At 71.3% G+C, this 15291-nt stretch carries 18 protein-coding genes; 4 read left to right on the plus strand and 14 right to left on the minus strand.

Annotated features, from left to right (window positions below; all coding sequences use genetic code 11):
• Positions 1 to 42: 42 nt before the first annotated feature.
• On the plus strand, positions 43 to 1116 hold the full coding sequence (locus ACFYWX_RS37140) for a polyprenyl synthetase family protein (RefSeq protein ID WP_389429268.1): 1074 nt from the start codon (positions 43 to 45) through the stop codon (positions 1114 to 1116).
• A gap of 74 nt (positions 1117 to 1190) precedes the next feature.
• Here the strand turns inward: ACFYWX_RS37140 and ACFYWX_RS37145 are convergent, their stop codons facing one another.
• The 9 genes from ACFYWX_RS37145 to sigE all read right to left on the minus strand — a co-directional run bounded on the left by ACFYWX_RS37145 (position 1191) and on the right by sigE (position 10104).
• Positions 1191 to 2453 (minus strand): wax ester/triacylglycerol synthase domain-containing protein, encoded by a 1263-nt coding sequence (locus ACFYWX_RS37145; RefSeq protein ID WP_389429269.1) that lies wholly within the window; start codon positions 2451 to 2453, stop codon positions 1191 to 1193.
• The gene (locus ACFYWX_RS37150) at positions 2450 to 3049 is read right to left on the minus strand and encodes a hypothetical protein (protein ID WP_389429270.1); all 600 of its coding nucleotides are present in this window, start codon (positions 3047 to 3049) and stop codon (positions 2450 to 2452) included. The genes ACFYWX_RS37145 and ACFYWX_RS37150 overlap by 4 nt, the downstream gene beginning before the upstream one ends.
• Positions 3046 to 3846 (minus strand): ABC transporter permease, encoded by an 801-nt coding sequence (locus ACFYWX_RS37155; RefSeq protein WP_389429271.1) that lies wholly within the window; start codon positions 3844 to 3846, stop codon positions 3046 to 3048. Before ACFYWX_RS37155 ends, ACFYWX_RS37150 begins: the two co-directional genes overlap by 4 nt.
• On the minus strand, positions 3843 to 4484 hold the full coding sequence (locus ACFYWX_RS37160; protein ID WP_389429272.1) for an ABC transporter ATP-binding protein: 642 nt from the start codon (positions 4482 to 4484) through the stop codon (positions 3843 to 3845). Before ACFYWX_RS37160 ends, ACFYWX_RS37155 begins: the two co-directional genes overlap by 4 nt.
• 150 nt (positions 4485 to 4634) lie before the next feature.
• On the minus strand, positions 4635 to 5294 hold the full coding sequence (locus ACFYWX_RS37165) for a hypothetical protein (RefSeq protein ID WP_389429273.1): 660 nt from the start codon (positions 5292 to 5294) through the stop codon (positions 4635 to 4637).
• Positions 5295 to 5552: 258 nt separating this feature from the next.
• Entirely contained in the window at positions 5553 to 6011 is a 459-nt protein-coding gene (locus tag ACFYWX_RS37170; RefSeq protein WP_389429274.1) for a sec-independent translocase, read from the minus strand.
• Between the two features lie 167 nt (positions 6012 to 6178).
• Positions 6179 to 8287: a S1C family serine protease gene (locus ACFYWX_RS37175; protein WP_389429275.1), complete on the minus strand. Its 2109-nt coding sequence runs from the start codon at positions 8285 to 8287 to the stop codon at positions 6179 to 6181.
• 138 nt (positions 8288 to 8425) lie between these two features.
• On the minus strand, positions 8426 to 9406 hold the full coding sequence (locus tag ACFYWX_RS37180) for a zf-HC2 domain-containing protein (protein WP_389429276.1): 981 nt from the start codon (positions 9404 to 9406) through the stop codon (positions 8426 to 8428).
• Positions 9403 to 10104, minus strand: a complete 702-nt coding sequence (gene sigE, locus ACFYWX_RS37185) for an RNA polymerase sigma factor SigE (protein ID WP_389429330.1) — start codon at positions 10102 to 10104, stop codon at positions 9403 to 9405. The genes ACFYWX_RS37180 and sigE overlap by 4 nt, the downstream gene beginning before the upstream one ends.
• A gap of 235 nt (positions 10105 to 10339) precedes the next feature.
• Here sigE and ACFYWX_RS37190 point away from each other — a divergent pair, with 235 nt between their 5' ends.
• Complete coding sequence (locus tag ACFYWX_RS37190; RefSeq protein WP_389429331.1) at positions 10340 to 11038, plus strand: O-methyltransferase; 699 nt, start codon at positions 10340 to 10342, stop codon at positions 11036 to 11038.
• 112 nt (positions 11039 to 11150) lie between these two features.
• Here ACFYWX_RS37190 and ACFYWX_RS37195 read toward each other — a convergent pair whose 3' ends face one another.
• Both ACFYWX_RS37195 and ACFYWX_RS37200 read right to left on the minus strand, forming a co-directional pair.
• On the minus strand, positions 11151 to 11318 hold the full coding sequence (locus tag ACFYWX_RS37195) for a DUF3117 domain-containing protein (protein WP_003966491.1): 168 nt from the start codon (positions 11316 to 11318) through the stop codon (positions 11151 to 11153).
• Positions 11319 to 11463: 145 nt separating this feature from the next.
• Positions 11464 to 11628 (minus strand): hypothetical protein, encoded by a 165-nt coding sequence (locus tag ACFYWX_RS37200; RefSeq protein WP_389429277.1) that lies wholly within the window; start codon positions 11626 to 11628, stop codon positions 11464 to 11466.
• Positions 11629 to 11695: 67 nt separating this feature from the next.
• Between ACFYWX_RS37200 and ACFYWX_RS37205 the strand changes: the two genes are divergently transcribed.
• Positions 11696 to 12487: an enoyl-CoA hydratase/isomerase family protein gene (locus tag ACFYWX_RS37205; RefSeq protein WP_389429278.1), complete on the plus strand. Its 792-nt coding sequence runs from the start codon at positions 11696 to 11698 to the stop codon at positions 12485 to 12487.
• 93 nt (positions 12488 to 12580) lie between these two features.
• Here the strand turns inward: ACFYWX_RS37205 and ACFYWX_RS37210 are convergent, their stop codons facing one another.
• Together ACFYWX_RS37210 and ACFYWX_RS37215 are read right to left on the minus strand one after the other, a co-directional pair.
• On the minus strand, positions 12581 to 13168 hold the full coding sequence (locus ACFYWX_RS37210) for a DNA-3-methyladenine glycosylase I (RefSeq protein ID WP_389429279.1): 588 nt from the start codon (positions 13166 to 13168) through the stop codon (positions 12581 to 12583).
• Positions 13165 to 13515, minus strand: a complete 351-nt coding sequence (locus ACFYWX_RS37215) for a DivIVA domain-containing protein (RefSeq protein WP_389429332.1) — start codon at positions 13513 to 13515, stop codon at positions 13165 to 13167. Before ACFYWX_RS37215 ends, ACFYWX_RS37210 begins: the two co-directional genes overlap by 4 nt.
• Before the next feature lie 145 nt (positions 13516 to 13660).
• On the opposite strand from ACFYWX_RS37215, the gene folP reads away from it, so the two are divergent.
• Positions 13661 to 14521 carry a dihydropteroate synthase gene (folP, locus tag ACFYWX_RS37220; RefSeq protein WP_389429280.1) on the plus strand — a complete coding sequence of 287 codons (861 nt, stop codon included), beginning with the start codon at positions 13661 to 13663 and terminating at the stop codon, positions 14519 to 14521.
• 7 nt (positions 14522 to 14528) lie between these two features.
• Here folP and ACFYWX_RS37225 read toward each other — a convergent pair whose 3' ends face one another.
• A complete protein-coding gene (locus tag ACFYWX_RS37225; protein ID WP_389429281.1) occupies positions 14529 to 15287 on the minus strand; it encodes a TIGR00730 family Rossman fold protein in 759 nt (252 codons plus the stop codon).
• Positions 15288 to 15291: the final 4 nt, after the last annotated feature.

Raw genomic sequence — 15291 nt, forward strand, 5'->3', positions numbered from 1 at the left:
ACGCTGAGCGTGCCCCCCATCCCCGACCAGGAGGACCTCGTCATGACCGAACAGGTGCTGGAGCGCGTCGCCGGATACGAGCGCCGGTTCAACACGCTCTTCGAGGAGTACTTCGCCACGCTGAGCGCCGGGCTCGAAGCGCCGACGTTCAGCCGTTTCACGCCGGAGTGCGTGGAGTTGCTGCGGGATCTGTCCCTGCGCGGCGGCAAGCGGATGCGGGTCGTCCTGCTGAACGAGGCGGCTCGGCTGGTGACCGCCGAGCCGGTCGAAGGGCTGGACGCCGCGGCGCTGAGCATCGAACTCTTCCAGACGCACGCCCTGGTCCACGACGACCTCATCGACGACAGCCCCACCCGACGGGGAGGCCCGTCCACCTACTACGCCTACCGCGAGCGGTTCCCCCGCCACCGCCAGGCATCGCTCGGCCTCACCCTGCTCGCGGGCGACCTCGCTCTGGCCCTGTCCCTGCGGGTGCTCCTGGACGCCAAGCTGCCCGCCGCGCTGCGTCAGTCCATGGTCGAGGTGCAGACACGGGCGGCAACGGACACCTACGTGGGCCAGATCATCGACCTGGAACGCGACTTCGGCGGCACGGCCCCGGACGAGGACGTCCTGCACTGTGTGGCCGATTACAAATCCGCCCGGTACAGCCTCCTGGCGCCACTGCAGCTGGGGCTCCTGGCCGCAGGTGAAGACCCGGCACTCTTCGAGCCGGAACTGCGCCGCTACGCGCGGCTCGTCGGCATCTGCGGACAGATGCGCGACGACTATCTGGACCTGTTCGGGGACGCGGCCGTCATGGGCAAGCCGACCGGCACCGACCTCCGCGAGGGGAGGCACAGCTACACCGTCAGCGCCCTGCTGTCCGCCGTCGACGGCACCGAGCGCACGGTGGTGGAGGCCGCCCTCGGGGACCCGACGTGCACCCCGGAGACCGTCGCCGCCGTCCGAGAGATCGCCGAGAACCGCGGTGTGGCGGCCGGGATGCGGGCCGACATGCGCCGTCACGCGGAACAGGCTTCCGTGGTGGCCGCCGGCTGGCGGTCACGGTGGCGCGCGGAGGCGGTCGCCTTCTTCGAACGCCTGCCGCTGTGGAGCGTCGACCGGACCATGTGACCGGCCCCGGGCCGTGGTGGCCCGGTCTTTGGGTGGCCTGGTCTTTGGGTGGCCCGGTCTTTGGGTGGCCTCGTCTACGACGCGCTGCCCGCCAGGTCCGCCACGGCCTGCCGCCAGCGCGTCGGCAGGCTTTCTGCCCCGGGGAGGGCGGTGTCGATGCGGAAGCACGCGCTGACCACGTCCTCGTAGGCGAGGACTACGACGGCGAGAGGGACACCGGGCGGACAGCAGATGACGCCGTCGATGCCGTGCACGACCGCGTCGCCGTAGTGCAGACGGCGACGCATCACGAAGTACGAGACGCAGACGGTGAGCCGCCTCGGAGCGGTGCTCACGGCCACGAGGCGAGCGAAGAGCCACCGAGGGAGGTGGGTGAGGACCGCCCGGAGGAGGGCCTTGTGCTCGGCGGACTTCAGGGGCGCGGTGACCGCGCGCGTGCGGGCCAGCCGTTCTCCCGGGGGCATGGCGCCGCCCGGGAGGTCGACCCGCGTCAGGAACAGCCGGTTTCCCGGAGCGGTCGCTTCCTTCGGGGTGCGCAGGTTGACGGGGATCATGACCGGGAGCGGCACCTTGGCGGCGCGGGGCCATGCCGTTTCGGCCCATCCCGCGACCGCGTGCGCCAGGGCGGCGAGGCAGACGTCGTTGGTGCTCGCGTCACCGGCACGGGCCGCTGTGCGCAGCCGTGCGGAGGGGAGCCGGGTCCACAGCGTGTCGCGGCGGCTGGACAGCGGCCTCGACGGGGACTGCCACAGCTTGTGGCCCCGCATCTGGGGGAGCAGCCGCGCCGCGCTGCGCGGGAGGTGGCGCAGGCGGGGCCGGGGCGCGCGGGAGACGTCCCGCGCGACGGCCGCTGAGGGCTGCCCGGACACCAGTGGATCTCCGAACAGCGCCTCCATCACCGCGGCCATGCTGCCACCGTCCTGGACCGCGTGATGGGTGAGGTACAGCAGCGCGAACCCGTCCGGGGCGTGACCGTGCAGAAGGACCATGCGCCAGGCCGGCGCCCTCTCGGGCAGGGGCTCGCGCAGCAGGACCCGTACGGCGGCCTCCAGATCCTCCGGTTCACTGCCGACGCGCCGTTCGCCGATGTGCCGGGCCAGGTCCGGGGCGGCGGGAACCCACCGTGCCGTCGGTCCGTCGCCGGACAGGAGGTGCGTCAGACAGGGCAGGCCGGTGAGGCGGCCGGCCACGTGTTCGCGCAGGCCCGCCGGATCGGGCACGGCACCGGTCAGGTGCAGCACCACCCCGACGGTCGCGTTGGCGTCCGGGTGCTCGGCGAGCTCCTCGACCGTGCGCATGACGAGATCGGCGGGGCTGGGATGCGGGAACCGACTCATGCCTGCCCTTGGAGGAGGTCGAAGACAGGGGCGCTGACCGCCGCGCCGGCGAGCGCTCCGACGACCACCTGGCCGACGGTGTGGCAGCGCAACCGGATACGGGACCAGCCGATCAACGGGACCAGCGGGGAGAGCACCAGCATCCAGGGGCCGAAGGCCGATGTGAGGACGGCGAGGGCGCCGGCGGCGACCGCGGAGTGCACCGACACCTTCCAGAAGAAGGTGATCAGCAGCAGTACGAACAGGACCGCGAGCATCGCCGTCACCAGGGCCGTCACCTCGGCGGGCGCTTCGAGCCCGTGGAGCAGGGCGGTGCCGGTGAGGACCGAGGCCATGATGCCGGGGGCGGCCACGAGCCGGTCCTGCCGCAGCCGTACGTGCCGGTCGCCCCAGTACGCGCGGCGCTCGCCGAATCCCAGGATCAGCGTGGGCAGCACCGCGGTGAACACCGCCGCGAACAATCCCCAGCCGACGCCCGGCCACGCGTCGGCGTGCCAGCCCAGCAGCGGGGCCAGGAGCAGCATCCAGTTCCTGGGCTCGAAGCCGTCGCTGACCAGGCACGCCCAGCGCGACTGCGCGCACGAAGGGACGGTCACGGCACCGGCACCGCCTCCGGGGCCGCCGCGGCCGTACGCGCGTGGTGGGTGCGGGTGCGGACGGCGAAGGCGGCCATGCCCAGTGCCGCCATGCCCACGGCCCAGCCCGCACCGAGCAGCAGGCAGCTCAACGGCACCACCGTCAGGCCACCGGCCGCCACCGAGCTCTGCACCGCTCCATAGGCCGGCAGGAAGCGCACGACCGGGCTGTCAGCGTCCGGGTTGATCAGCGGGTTCTGCAGCAGCAGATCGATCGAGCTGATCATGATCGCGAGGAACATGCCGGCCAGCTCGCTGCGCAGCACGGCCGCCAGCACGATTCCGATGCCGCCGTAGGTCAGAGCGCCGGTGAACATCCCCGCGGCGAACACGACGGGCTGCTCCGGACGCCAGAACAGGTGCATCCACGCGGTGGTGTAGACGGCCACCAGCACCGCCACCAGGACGAGCGAGACGCACTTCGCCAGCGCCAGGGCCGACCGGGGATACCCGGCGCGCACCAGACGCCGGTCGAAGAGTGCCGAGCGGGCCGTGGCGACGAACATCATGAACGCGACGACCAGCGAGAGGGCCTGGAGAGCGCCGTCGATCTGAAGCAGGATGTTGCCGTCCATGACCACCGAGCGCGCGACCGAACGGATCCGGAACCGCAACGGGGTACGGGCCACCACCGTGAAGGCCAGGCCCGTCCACAGCGGGACGAACAGCACGAGCATGAGCAGCGCCAGACGGTTACGGGCCTGCTCGACCAGCGCGAACCGCAGGGCGGTACGGAAGCGGGAGCACCAGGACCTCATACCGGCACCCTCTCCGCCCCGGTCCGCTCCGCCTCGTGCAGCGCTCCTTCCCGGAGGCGGTACAGGGCGTCCAGACGGGAGACGTCGTAGGCGAGGTGGGAGACCACCAGGACCGCGCAGCCCCGGTCACGCAGGGACGCCGCCAGGTCCCAGAACCGCAGGTACGTCTCCCAGTCGAAGCCCTGGTACGGCTCGTCCAGGAGCAGCACCCGCGGATCGTGCATCAGCGCCAGGACCAGGTTGAGTTTCTGGCGGGTGCCGCCGCTGAGCGCCTCCACCCGCTCGTCCCGGTAGCCGCCGCAGTTCAACTGCTCCAGGAGTTCGAAGGCCCTGTCCAGGCTGTCCAGACCGTATGCGGCCTGGAAGAACCGCAGGTGCTGCTCGACGGAGAACGCCCCGTGCAGCACCGCGTCCTGCGGGCAACTGCCCAGCACGTCCACCCGCTCGACCGCGCCGCCGTCGGCCGCGAGGTCCCCGGCCAGAATGCGCAGCAGCGTGCTCTTGCCGGCCCCGTTCTCGCCCACGATTCCCACCAGCTGCCCTGGAAACAGGTCCAGCGACACCCCTCGCAGGACCGGGCGGCCCCGGTAGCTCTTGCGCACCCCGCGGATGCGCAGCACGGGCTCACCCGCCGCCACTGATTCCTCCCCCGCGCGCAGAACACTTCACGGGAGCAACAACGACAGCGGTGACGGGAGGCAATGGGGCGCCGGGAATCGAGGCGCCCCTTTTCACGGGCTATGCGTATGCGTCGGCCATGCGTACGCGGTCCTCTGTGTGCGCGAGTCCTACGCGTACGCGGCGATGTCCTTGATCATGGCGAACCCGAGGCCGTACGCGCTCATCCCTCTCCCGTACGCCCCCACATGCACGCCCTGCTCGGTGGAACCGGCCAGCACCCACCCGAACTCGGACTCCCGGTAGTGGAACGACGTCGGCACCCCGTCCACCGGCAGGGACAGCGTCGACCACTCCGGCCCGGCCAGGTCGTCGGCCAGCGCCCACGCCGTCTCCGTCTGCTGCTCCAGCCAGTCGTCCCGCAAGCTGTGGTCCATCTGCCCGGGCCAGGTGAAGGACAGCAGCCCCACACCCGCGAGCCACGCCGCCGAGGACACCGACGTGGCCTCCAGCAGCCCCGTACCGTCCGCGCTGCGCCGCACGGGATTCGCGGCGACGGTCACCACGACCGCGAACTTCTCCCGGTCCTCCGCGGTCGACTCGTTGCGTACGGAGGGTTCGTCACCGTGCCCGACGGAACCGTGTTCCACGGCCCCGTCGGCCGCCGTCCCGACCTGCATCAGCCAGCGCGGCCCCGTGAAGGCCTCGTCGAGGCCGTACCACGGGAAGGGCGCCAGCAGGTAGCCATCGACGGTGCGCCGGGCGGAGGGGACCTGTTGTCCGCCCTCCGCGGCCGGCGCCTGCGCGACTGCCTGACTTGTCGTCTCCATGTGCCCGGACGCCTCCTCGCTCTCGTCGGACCGAAGCGGCCCGCCCCCCTTCGGGCGGCGTCGCTGGTTCGCGTACGGCCCGCACAACAACTCGGCAGCATATCCACCCCGCTCCGAGCTGCGGGGCAACCGCCCGGCGCGTGGGTCGCTCCGACAGCGCGTTCACGCCGTGCGCGGCCATGACACCGTATGAAACGCGTCACGTACGCGAAGAGCCGCACGTCTTTGACGTGCGGCTCTTCGGTGTGGGTACGTCGCTCAGGTGGCGTCCGCGTCGAAGGGCGGGCGGTCGTCCTTGCCGGGCTCCTCCGGCTTCTTGGACATGTCGACACGGTCGGGCGAGGAATCGGAGGAAGGGGACGAGGAGGACGAGGCGGAGGCCGACGACTCCGACTCGCGGCCGTGGACGGCGTCCGTGACCTCGGCCATCTCCTTCTTCAGGTCGAAGCCGTTGCGGATCTCCTTGAGCCCCAGCTCGTCGTTGTCCATCTGCTTGCGGATGAACGTCTTGGGGTTGAGGTCCTCGAACTCGAAGTCCTTGAACTCCGGGCCGAGCTCCGTCCGGATGTCCTGCTTGGCGCTCTCCGAGAACTCGCGGATCTTGCGGATCGTCCGCGTGACGTCCTGGATGACCTTCGGGAGTTTGTCCGGACCGAAGACGAGCACGGCAAGGACAACGAGCGTAATCAGCTCGAGCGGTCCTATGTCATTGAACACCTGAAGCTCCTTGCGATGTCCGGGCCGGGTCCACGGTACCTGTCGCACCTGTCCGACCGGTACCGTCCCGAGCTGTCCACGTGTGGGCGGCCGACCGGTTTTTCGCGTTGTTTGCCTTGTCGGGGCGTGTTTCGGCCGCCACCTGTGAGGTTTCTGTCAATCGCTGCTCAGCTGCCCGCGGATCCGAGCACGAGCGAGACCGTCCTCTCCTTGCCGTCGCGTTCGACGGTCAGCTCCAGGCGGTCGCCGGGGCGGTGGGCGCGCGTCTTGACGATGAGTTCCTCGCCGGAGTGGACGCGCTGGCCGTCGACCTCGGTGACGACGTCGCCCGCCTCGAGTCCGGCCCGGTCGCCGGGGCCGCCCGCGTTGACCGCGGGGCCGCCGTCGTGGCCCTTGGTGTTGATACGGGCGCCGTCGCCGGTGTAGTCCATGTCGAGGGTGACGCCGATGACCGGGTGGGTCGCCTTGCCGGTGTTGATCAGCTCCTCGGCGACGCGTTTGCCCTGGTTGACGGGTATGGCGAAGCCGAGTCCTATGGAGCCGGCCTGGCCGCCTTCCGTGTCGGAGCCGTCGTCGGCGGAGCGGATGGCGGAGTTGATGCCGATGACGCGGGCGCGCGAGTCGAGCAGGGGTCCGCCGGAGTTGCCGGGGTTGATCGGGGCGTCGGTCTGCAGGGCGTCGACGTACGACACGTCGCTCGCGTCGCCGGTCTCGCCGCCCGCCGTGATGGGGCGCTCCTTGGCGCTGATGATGCCGGAGGTGACGGTGCCCTCCAGGTCGAAGGGGGCGCCGATGGCGACGACGGGGTCACCGACCTGGACGCTGTCGGAGTTGCCGAGCGGGAGCGGCTTCAGCCCCTTCACCCCGGTCACCTTCACGACCGCGAGGTCGTATCCGCTGTCGCGTCCGACGACCTCGGCCTTGGCGGTCTCGCCCCCGTTGAAGACGACGGTGATCTTCCCGTCGTCCCCGGCGGGCTCGACGACATGGTTGTTGGTGAGGATGTGCCCCCGGCTGTCCAGCACGAAGCCGGTCCCGGTGCCCTGCTCCTCACTGCCGCTGACATGCAGGGTCACCACGCTGGGCAGCGCCCGCGCGGCGATCCCGGCGACACTGTCCGGCGCCCGCCCGGCCGGCTCCGCCGCGGCCTGCGGCAACTCCACACTCCCGACCCCACCGTTGCGCTCCAGATACGCCCCCACGACCCCACCGATGCCGCCCGCCACGAGCGCCAACACGGCAGCCCCAACGACGAGCGCCCTCCTCCCCCGCCTACGCCGCTGCTCCCGACTGAGCACAACGGCCCCGGTCTGCTGGAGGGGGGCACCGGCGAGCGGTGTCGCGGACCACGGGTCGTAGCGCTGCCAGGGGTCGGCGGCGGTGTCCGGTGCCGCCGACGCCGGGGCGCCTTGGGCGAACGCGTCGGCAGTCGGGACGACAGCGGGGGACGGCGAGGTGACAGGGGTGCCGCTCTGACCCACCGGAAGGCCGGGTGCCACGGGAACAGGGGGATGCGGGGCGGGCACGGCAGCGGGCGCGGGTGCCCCGGTGCCGTGCTGCCGGCCGGGGGCCACTGGAACGGACGGATGCGCGACAGGCGCGCCAGCGGCAGCGGGCGCCGATGTCTCGGTGCCCTGCTGCTGGACGAGGGTTGCTGGAGCGGAGGTGTGCGGGGCGGGCGCGGCAGCGACGCCGGGCGCCGGCGTCCCGGTGCCGTGCTGCTGGTCGACCATTCCAGCCGATGCTGCCACCGTGCCCTGCGCCGGGGGAGCCGCCGGGTGCTGCACCGGCGGCGCCGAGGCCCAGGGGCCGGGCTCGCCGTACGGCGGGGTGCTGTAGGGGTCGGGGTCGTGCAGGGGCTTGGGCCGCTCGGCAGCCGACGCAACGGCGGAACCGGCCGACGCGACCGCAGCAGCAGCAGCCTCCGCACGCGACCCGGTCGGCGCCTGGTCGCCCTCCTCGCCGACGACCGGCTCGGCTCCACCCTCCGAACCCACCGAACCCACCGACGGCCGAGTCAACTCGTAATCGGCGTCACGCTCGTCGCCTGCGCCCCTGCGCGCCGAGGGCACACTCAGCACGTAGTCGCCCTCGCCCTCGTCACCGGAGGCCCCCTCAACACCAACGCCAGGACCCGACGGCGGATCACTCGCGGCGAGGCCTGCCCCCGCGCCGACACGCGCCGAGGGCTCGCTCAGCTCGTAGTCGCCTTCGTCGTCGGCCCGCTCCCCGAAGGGGTCTCGCGGTGTCACCTCACCGGAGGTGTCCTCGTTCATGCTCTCCCCACAGCTGGCCACGGCACGGCACGTCGGCGGTGGCCGCAGATGATCTGCTCGGCGCGCCCGACGGAGTGTCTTGGACGCAGCTCACCCTGGATTCAACCAGGTTCCCGGGGTGTCGCGGCAGGGGCCGGGTCAGCGGGCCTGGTCGGAGGGCGACGAGGGAGCGGAGGTCGCGTCGGGGACGGGTGCGGCGAGCAGGGCAGGGGCCGTGGCCTCGGGGGCCGGGGTCCACGCGGTCAGGGCGATCGGCGGGGGCGGGGTGAGCGGACGTATCAGAGGGGACATCGCGGCCGCGCCGGCCACCACGGGTGCGGTGAGTGCGTGCAGCGTGCCCTCGTGCTGCTGGCCGGGGGCCGGGGAGGGCACACCGGGCAGCAGGGGCGCGGAGACCTCCGTCGGGGCCACCGGGGTCTCGCCCTGGCCGCCCTGTCCGCCCTGGGCGAGCAGGGGGCCGACCGCGCGGCGACGCACCGTCTCGGGCACCGCCGCGGTCCCGGTGCCCTGGGTCCGCGCAGGCGTCACGTTGCTTCCACCGGAGCCGCCGCGCGCCTCCGTGTCCGCGGGGACGCCGCTGGTCATGCCGCCCAGCGCGATCGCGGCCAGCGACACCGCCCCGGCGGCGACGAAGGCGAACCGCATCCCGCGCGAGCGCTCGGCGTCGTTGCGCCCCACGGCGTGGATGCGGAAGCCGCGGTCCGGGGAGGAGGGCGCCAGGACGGAGCCGTGCCCGCGGGCGGGGACATAGCCGAACTCGAAATGGTCTCTGCGTCTCACTCCGAAGATCCCGCCGGCCTCGGGCTGTCCGGAGAACGCGCCGAAGCCTCCCCCGTCGAGCGGCGAGCCACCGCCGTCCGGATCACCTCCCCCGGGCAGCCCCTGGAGACGGGCCAGGAAGCTCTCGGAGGGAGTGGGCGGGGCGACCTCCGCGAAGGCGTTCTTCAGCCGGCGCTGTGCGTCGACCTCCGCCTTGCACTTCGGGCAGGTGGCCACATGGGCCAGGACGCGCTCACGCGTGTCATGACCGAGCTCTCCGTCCACCAGGGCGGAGAGCCGGTCTCCCAGATGCTGTTCCGCGAGGTGCCCCTCGCCGGGTTTCGGCCGTGATCCGTTCACGCGGTCGCGCCCCCTCCCCCCAGTGCGGGGACACGGGGCACGAAGGAGCGGCGCTCGGCGCGGGCCTCGGGCGAGCGGTGCGCCAGGGCCTTGCGCAGCTGGGAGCGGCCGCGGTGGATACGGGAGCGGACCGTGCCCAGCTTGACGCCGAGGGTCGCGGCGATCTCCTCGTACGAAAGTCCTTCGATGTCGCACAGGACGACCGCGGCGCGGAACTCGGGCGCGAGGGTGTCGAGGGCCTGCTGGATGTCCGCGTCGAAGTGCGCGTCGTTGAAGACCTGCTGGGGGGAGGGGTCGCGGCTGGGCAGTCGCTCCGCCGCGTCCTCGCCGAGGGCGTCGAAGCGGATGCGCTGCTTGCGGCGGACCATGTCGAGGAAGAGGTTGGTGGTGATGCGGTGCAGCCAGCCCTCGAAGGTCCCCGGCGTGTAGGTCGACAGGGAGCGGAAGACGCGGACGAAGACCTCCTGGGTGAGGTCCTCGGCGTCGTGCTGGTTGCCGGTGAGGCGGTACGCCAGCCGGTAGACCCGCCCGCTGTGCATGCTGACGATCTCCTCCCAGGTGGGCGGAGTCCACGCCTGCCCGTCCGCGTCGGTGGAGAAGGTCGCGGTCTGGGTCTGGTCAGCGGCGTGGCTGTGGTCAGCAGCGGTGTTGTTCACGGATTTCGGCCTACCTGCCGATCCGAGGAAGCGCCGCAGCACTCCTCCCCGATCCACAGGCGCGGCCGCACCTCCCCTGTCGGCTCTGGTGGTGTCCAGTGGAGCCCCTACCATAGCCACCTCGCCCGTTAGCTCCGGATAAGCGGTTTTACGAGAATTTGATCTGTGCTGATACGGCTCATGCGGCTGCGTCAGCACTTGCTCGGCGCCCCGCCCGTCGTCGTGATCCAACTGTGTCCCCCCGTCGTCTCTCCCACCCTTCTAAACGCCCGGTCCCATCTGCGGGTTCCCGACGGCAACGGATACAGTCACGCCCAGGCAACCACGGGGACGGGAGAGGGTCATTACCGCCAACCGGCAGACGAGCTGGGCGTTCGCCGACGCCTATGTCGCCGAGGACGAAGCGCTGCACTGGGCCCGTGACCGGGCCCGCGAGGCAGGGCTGCGCTCGGTGTCGCCCGGCACGGGCGCAGCGCTGCGGTTGCTCGCCGCCACCGTGGACGCGAAGGCGGTCGCGGAGATCGGTACCGGTACCGGCGTCTCCGGCATCCACCTGTTGCACGGCATGCGGCCGGACGGCGTCCTGACGACCGTCGACCCGGAGCCGGAACACCAGCAGTTCGCCCGGCAGGCCTTCCGCGCGTCCGGCTTCGCCAGCAACCGCGCCCGCTTCATCCCCGGCCGCGCGCTCGACGTACTGCCCCGGCTCGCGGACGCGGGCTACGACCTGGTCTTCTGCGACGGCGACCGCCTGGAGTTCCTCGACTACCTCGCTGAATCGTTGCGGCTTCTACGCCCCGGTGGGCTGGTCGTCTTCGAGGGCGTCTTCACCAACGGCCGCACGGTGGACTCCGGCCCGCAGCCCACGGAGGTCATAAGAATCCGGGAGCTGCTGCGCGCGGTGCGCGAGAGTCAGGAACTGGTGCCGTCACTGCTCCCTGTGGGTGACGGTCTGCTGTGCGCGGTCAAGCGATAAGGGCCTCGCGGCGCTGAAAAGCCCCGGAAACGTTCGAGAAGTCCCGAAAATCAGCCGCCCCGGCATCGAAATACGATGCCGGGGCACTGAAAAGGGTATGGTCGCTTGCGCGTCAGCCGACAACCTTCTTGAGGGCGTCGCCGAGGGCGTCGGCCTCGTCGGGAGTCAGCTCGACGACGAGCCGTCCGCCGCCTTCGAGCGGAACGCGCATGACGATGCCCCGCCCCTCCTTGGTCACCTCGAGCGGACCATCGCCCGTCCGCGGCTTCATGGCCGCCATGCTCGTTCCCCTTCCTGAAACCAGCTCATCGTCAAGGCCGACGGCCCCCGAAGGGCACGCGCAGTCCAGCGGGGACACGCGACACCGGCATCGAACACATTGCTTCCAGGCCATTATCCCGCATCTCAGGACCCGATGACCAACATCAGTCGGCATCGCTTGGGCAACGCGCGCGACCAAAACCACTCAATTCGGCGATGTGACTGCGATACTGCGCGGCCGCACCGAGTTCGGCGGAGCAAAAACCTTCGAGAACTCTTTGACGCAGGTCACACGTCCGGTCCGGGCTGCGGACGGCGAACTCCGCCATGCTGTTCCTTCGTACAGACGACGTACTGACCAGTACGTCGAAACCGTGACATCGGAGGGGATACCCCATGGCCGACACCGTGCTCTACGAGGTGAACGACGGGCTCGCGACGATCACGCTGAACCGCCCCGAGGCGATGAACGCGCTGAACGTCGCGACCAAGGTCGCCCTCCGCGACGCGGTCCGCGCGGCGGCGGACGACGACGCCGTACGGGCGGTGCTGCTGACGGCTGCCGGGGACCGGGCGTTCTGCGTGGGTCAGGACCTCAAGGAGCACATCGGGCTGCTGGCCGAGGGCTCGGGACAGGTCATGAGCACGGTCAAGGAGCACTACAACCCGGTCGTGCGGGCGCTGACGGAGATGGCGAAGCCCGTTGTCGCCGGGGTGAACGGCGTCGCGGCAGGCGCCGGCTTCGGTTTCGCGCTCGCTGCGGACTATCGGGTGGTGGCGGACACGGCTGCCTTCAACACGTCGTTCGCGGGGGTGGCGCTGACCGCCGACTCGGGCGTCTCGTGGACCCTGCCGCGGGTGATCGGGCCCGGCCGGGCGACCGACCTGCTGCTCTTCCCGCGCAGTATTGCTGCGCAGGAGGCGTACGAGTTGGGCATCGCCAACCGGATCGTGCCCTCGGCGGAACTGCGCGCGGAGGCCGAGAAGGTCGCGCGCGAGCTTGCCGCCGGGCCGACGGTCGCCTACGCGGCGATCAAGGAGGCGGTGGCGTTCGGGTTCTCCCACTCGCTGGCGGAGACGCTGGAGAAGGAGGACGAGTTGCAGACTCGGGCGGGGGCCTCGGAGGACCATGGGATTGCGGTGCAGGCCTTTGTGAACAAGGAGAAGCCGAAGTACCTGGGCCGCTGAGTTCGGGGGCTGGAGCGCCGTTGGGGGCTGCGGGTTCGTTGTGGTTGTTCGCGCCCACGCGGCGGAGCCGGATTCGATACGGCCCCGCGCCCCTTAAGGGGCGCTCCTCGCCACGCAGGTCGCCAAGTGGTCGTCGACCAGCCCGCACGCCTGCATCAGGGCGTACGCCGTCGTGGGGCCCACGAACCGCAGGCCCCGCTTCTTCAGGGCCTTGGAGAGGGCCGTCGAATCGGGAGTGATCGCGGGGACGTCGGCCAGGGTCTTCGGAACCGAGCGGTTGGCCGGGTCGGGGGCGTGCGACCAGATGAGCTCGTCGAGTTCGCCCGGGGACCACTCGGCCAGGACGCGCGCGTTGGCGAGGGTCGCGTCGATCTTGGCGCGGTTGCGGATGATGCCGGGGTCGCCGAGGAGGCGCTCGCGGTCCTCGTCGGTGAAGGCGGCGACCGAGGCGATCTTGAAGTCGGCGAAGGCGGTACGGAAGCCGGAGCGGCGGCGCAGGATGGTGATCCAGGACAGGCCGGACTGGAAGGCCTCCAGGCTGAGGCGTTCGTAGAGGGCGTCGTCGCCGTGGACCGGGCGGCCCCACTCCTCGTCGTGGTACGTCACGTAGTCCGGCGTGGACAGTGCCCAGGGGCAGCGCAGCGCGCCGTCGGGGCCCGCGAGGGCGGCGCCGTCGCTCACTGGTGGTCCTCCGGCGCGGGCTTCTCCATGGAGACGTGGGGCGCGGCGGCCTGGGCGCCGGCCAGCGCGGACTCCAGGTCGGAGATGCGGGTGTCTCTCTCCGCGAGCTCGGCGGCGAGGCGGTTGAGCGCGTCGTCGACGTCGTCCATGCGGTAGCCGCGGACGGCGAGGGGGAAGCGGAGGTGGTCGACGTCGGCGCGGTTGAGCGGGCGGTCCACGGGCAGCGGATCGTGCAGCCGCTGGGGCGCGGCCTCGGGCAGTGGGCCGGTACCCTCGCCGCCGCCCACCACGGCGAGTGTCACCGCGGCGACCACGACGGCGAGCGCGACGACCAGGAACAGGAACATAACCATGGCTTGAGGCCCCACGCTCTGTGTGCTCGAAAGGCGAATGTGTCAGGGTCCGATCGTGCCATGCGCGTCTGACAGTTAGGGTCTCAGGCGGGCGAAGAGCAGGACGAACCACAGGTCGTACTAGGAGAGTGCACACGGGATGCTCAGGCTGGGCAGGCGGGAATTCGAGCCGCACGAGCCGGTGATCATGGCGATCGTGAACCGGACCCCGGATTCCTTCTACGACCAGGGGGCCACGTTCCGCGACGAGCCGGCCCTCGCGCGCGTGGAACAGGCGGTGGCGGAGGGGGCCGCGATCATCGACATCGGCGGGGTCAAGGCCGGGCCCGGCGAAGAGGTGACCGCCGAGGAGGAGACACGGCGGACGGTCGGCTTCGTGGCTCAGGTGCGGCGGCGCTTCCCCGACGTCGTCATCAGCGTGGACACCTGGCGGGCCGAGGTCGGCGAGGCGGTCTGCGAGGCGGGCGCGGACCTGCTGAACGACGCGTGGGGCGGGGTGGACCCGCGGCTGGCGGAGGTCGCCGCGCGGTACGGGGTGGGGCTGGTGTGCACCCACGCGGGCGGCGCGGAGCCGCGGACTCGGCCGCACCGGGTGACGTACGACGACGTGATGGCCGACATCCTGCGCGTGACGGTGGGTCTGGCCGAGCGGGCGGTGTCGCTGGGGGTGCCGAGGGAGTCGGTGCTGATCGACCCCGGGCACGACTTCGGGAAGAACACACGGCACAGCCTCGAGGCCACCCGGCGGCTGGACGAGATGGTCGCCACGGGGTGGCCCGTGCTCGTGTCCCTGTCGAACAAGGACTTCGTCGGGGAGACGCTGGACCGGCCGGTGAAGGAACGCGTGGTGGGCACGCTCGCGACGACCGCGGTGTCGGCGTGGCTGGGGGCCCAGGTGTACCGCGTGCACGAGGTGGCGGAGACCCGTCAGGTGCTGGACATGGTCGCGACGATCGCGGGCCACCGCCCACCGGCGGTGGCCCGACGCGGGCTGGCGTGACCGGGGCCTACCTGCCCGCCTCCTTGGAGACCAGGGCCACCGCCTCGTCCACGTCGTCCGTGACGTGGAACAGGAGGAGGTCCTGTTCGGAGGCCTTGCCCTGGGTGACCAGGGTGTTCTTGAGCCAGTCGATGAGGCCGCCCCAGTAGTCGGTGCCGAACAGGACGATCGGGAAGCGGGTCACCTTCTGGGTCTGGACGAGGGTGAGGGCCTCGAAGAGTTCGTCGAGCGTGCCGAGACCGCCGGGGAGGACCACGAACCCTTGTGCGTACTTTACGAACATCATTTTTCGCACGAAGAAGTAACGGAAGTTCAGGCCGATGTCGACGTACGGGTTGAGCCCCTGCTCGAAGGGGAGCTCGATGCCGAGCCCGACCGAGATGCCGCCCGCCTCGCTCGCACCCTTGTTGGCGGCCTCCATGGCGCCGGGGCCGCCGCCCGTGATGACCGCGAAGCCCGCCTCGACCAGGCCGCTGCCCAGGCGGACGCCCGCCGCGTACTCCGGCGACTCCACCGAGGTCCGGGCGGAGCCGAACACGCTGATCGCGGCGGGGAGTTCGGCGAGCGTGCCGAACCCCTCGATGAACTCCGACTGGATGCGCAGTACCCGCCAGGGGTCCGTGTGCACCCAGTCCGACGGGCCGCCCGCGTCCAGGAGGCGCTGGTCCGTCGTGCTCGCCGTGACCTGACCGCGTCTCCGGAGGACCGGTCCCAGGCGCTGTTCCTCCGGCGGCCGCTTCTTCCCCTCGGGGTTACCGGTAGCCATGTGA

It is taken from the genome of Streptomyces sp. NPDC002888 (assembly GCF_042888465.1).
Lineage (GTDB): Bacteria > Actinomycetota > Actinomycetes > Streptomycetales > Streptomycetaceae > Streptomyces.

Bases quoted from the DNA above. Each gene is read 5' to 3' on its own strand.
- ACFYWX_RS37200 (WP_389429277.1), bottom strand. From the start codon at position 11,628: ATGGCGGAGTTCGCCGTCCGCAGCCCGGACCGGACGTGTGACCTGCGT.
- ACFYWX_RS37175 (WP_389429275.1), bottom strand. From the start codon at position 8,287: ATGAACGAGGACACCTCCGGTGAGGTGACACCGCGAGACCCCTTCGGG.
- ACFYWX_RS37145 (WP_389429269.1), bottom strand. From the start codon at position 2,453: ATGAGTCGGTTCCCGCATCCCAGCCCCGCCGATCTCGTCATGCGCACG.
- ACFYWX_RS37140 (WP_389429268.1), top strand. From the start codon at position 43: ATGACCGAACAGGTGCTGGAGCGCGTCGCCGGATACGAGCGCCGGTTC.
- ACFYWX_RS37155 (WP_389429271.1), bottom strand. From the start codon at position 3,846: ATGAGGTCCTGGTGCTCCCGCTTCCGTACCGCCCTGCGGTTCGCGCTG.
- folP (WP_389429280.1), top strand. From the start codon at position 13,661: ATGCTCAGGCTGGGCAGGCGGGAATTCGAGCCGCACGAGCCGGTGATC.
- ACFYWX_RS37205 (WP_389429278.1), top strand. From the start codon at position 11,696: ATGGCCGACACCGTGCTCTACGAGGTGAACGACGGGCTCGCGACGATC.
- ACFYWX_RS37195 (WP_003966491.1), bottom strand. From the start codon at position 11,318: ATGGCGGCCATGAAGCCGCGGACGGGCGATGGTCCGCTCGAGGTGACC.
- ACFYWX_RS37215 (WP_389429332.1), bottom strand. From the start codon at position 13,515: ATGTTCCTGTTCCTGGTCGTCGCGCTCGCCGTCGTGGTCGCCGCGGTG.
- ACFYWX_RS37225 (WP_389429281.1), bottom strand. From the start codon at position 15,287: ATGGCTACCGGTAACCCCGAGGGGAAGAAGCGGCCGCCGGAGGAACAG.
- ACFYWX_RS37165 (WP_389429273.1), bottom strand. From the start codon at position 5,294: ATGGAGACGACAAGTCAGGCAGTCGCGCAGGCGCCGGCCGCGGAGGGC.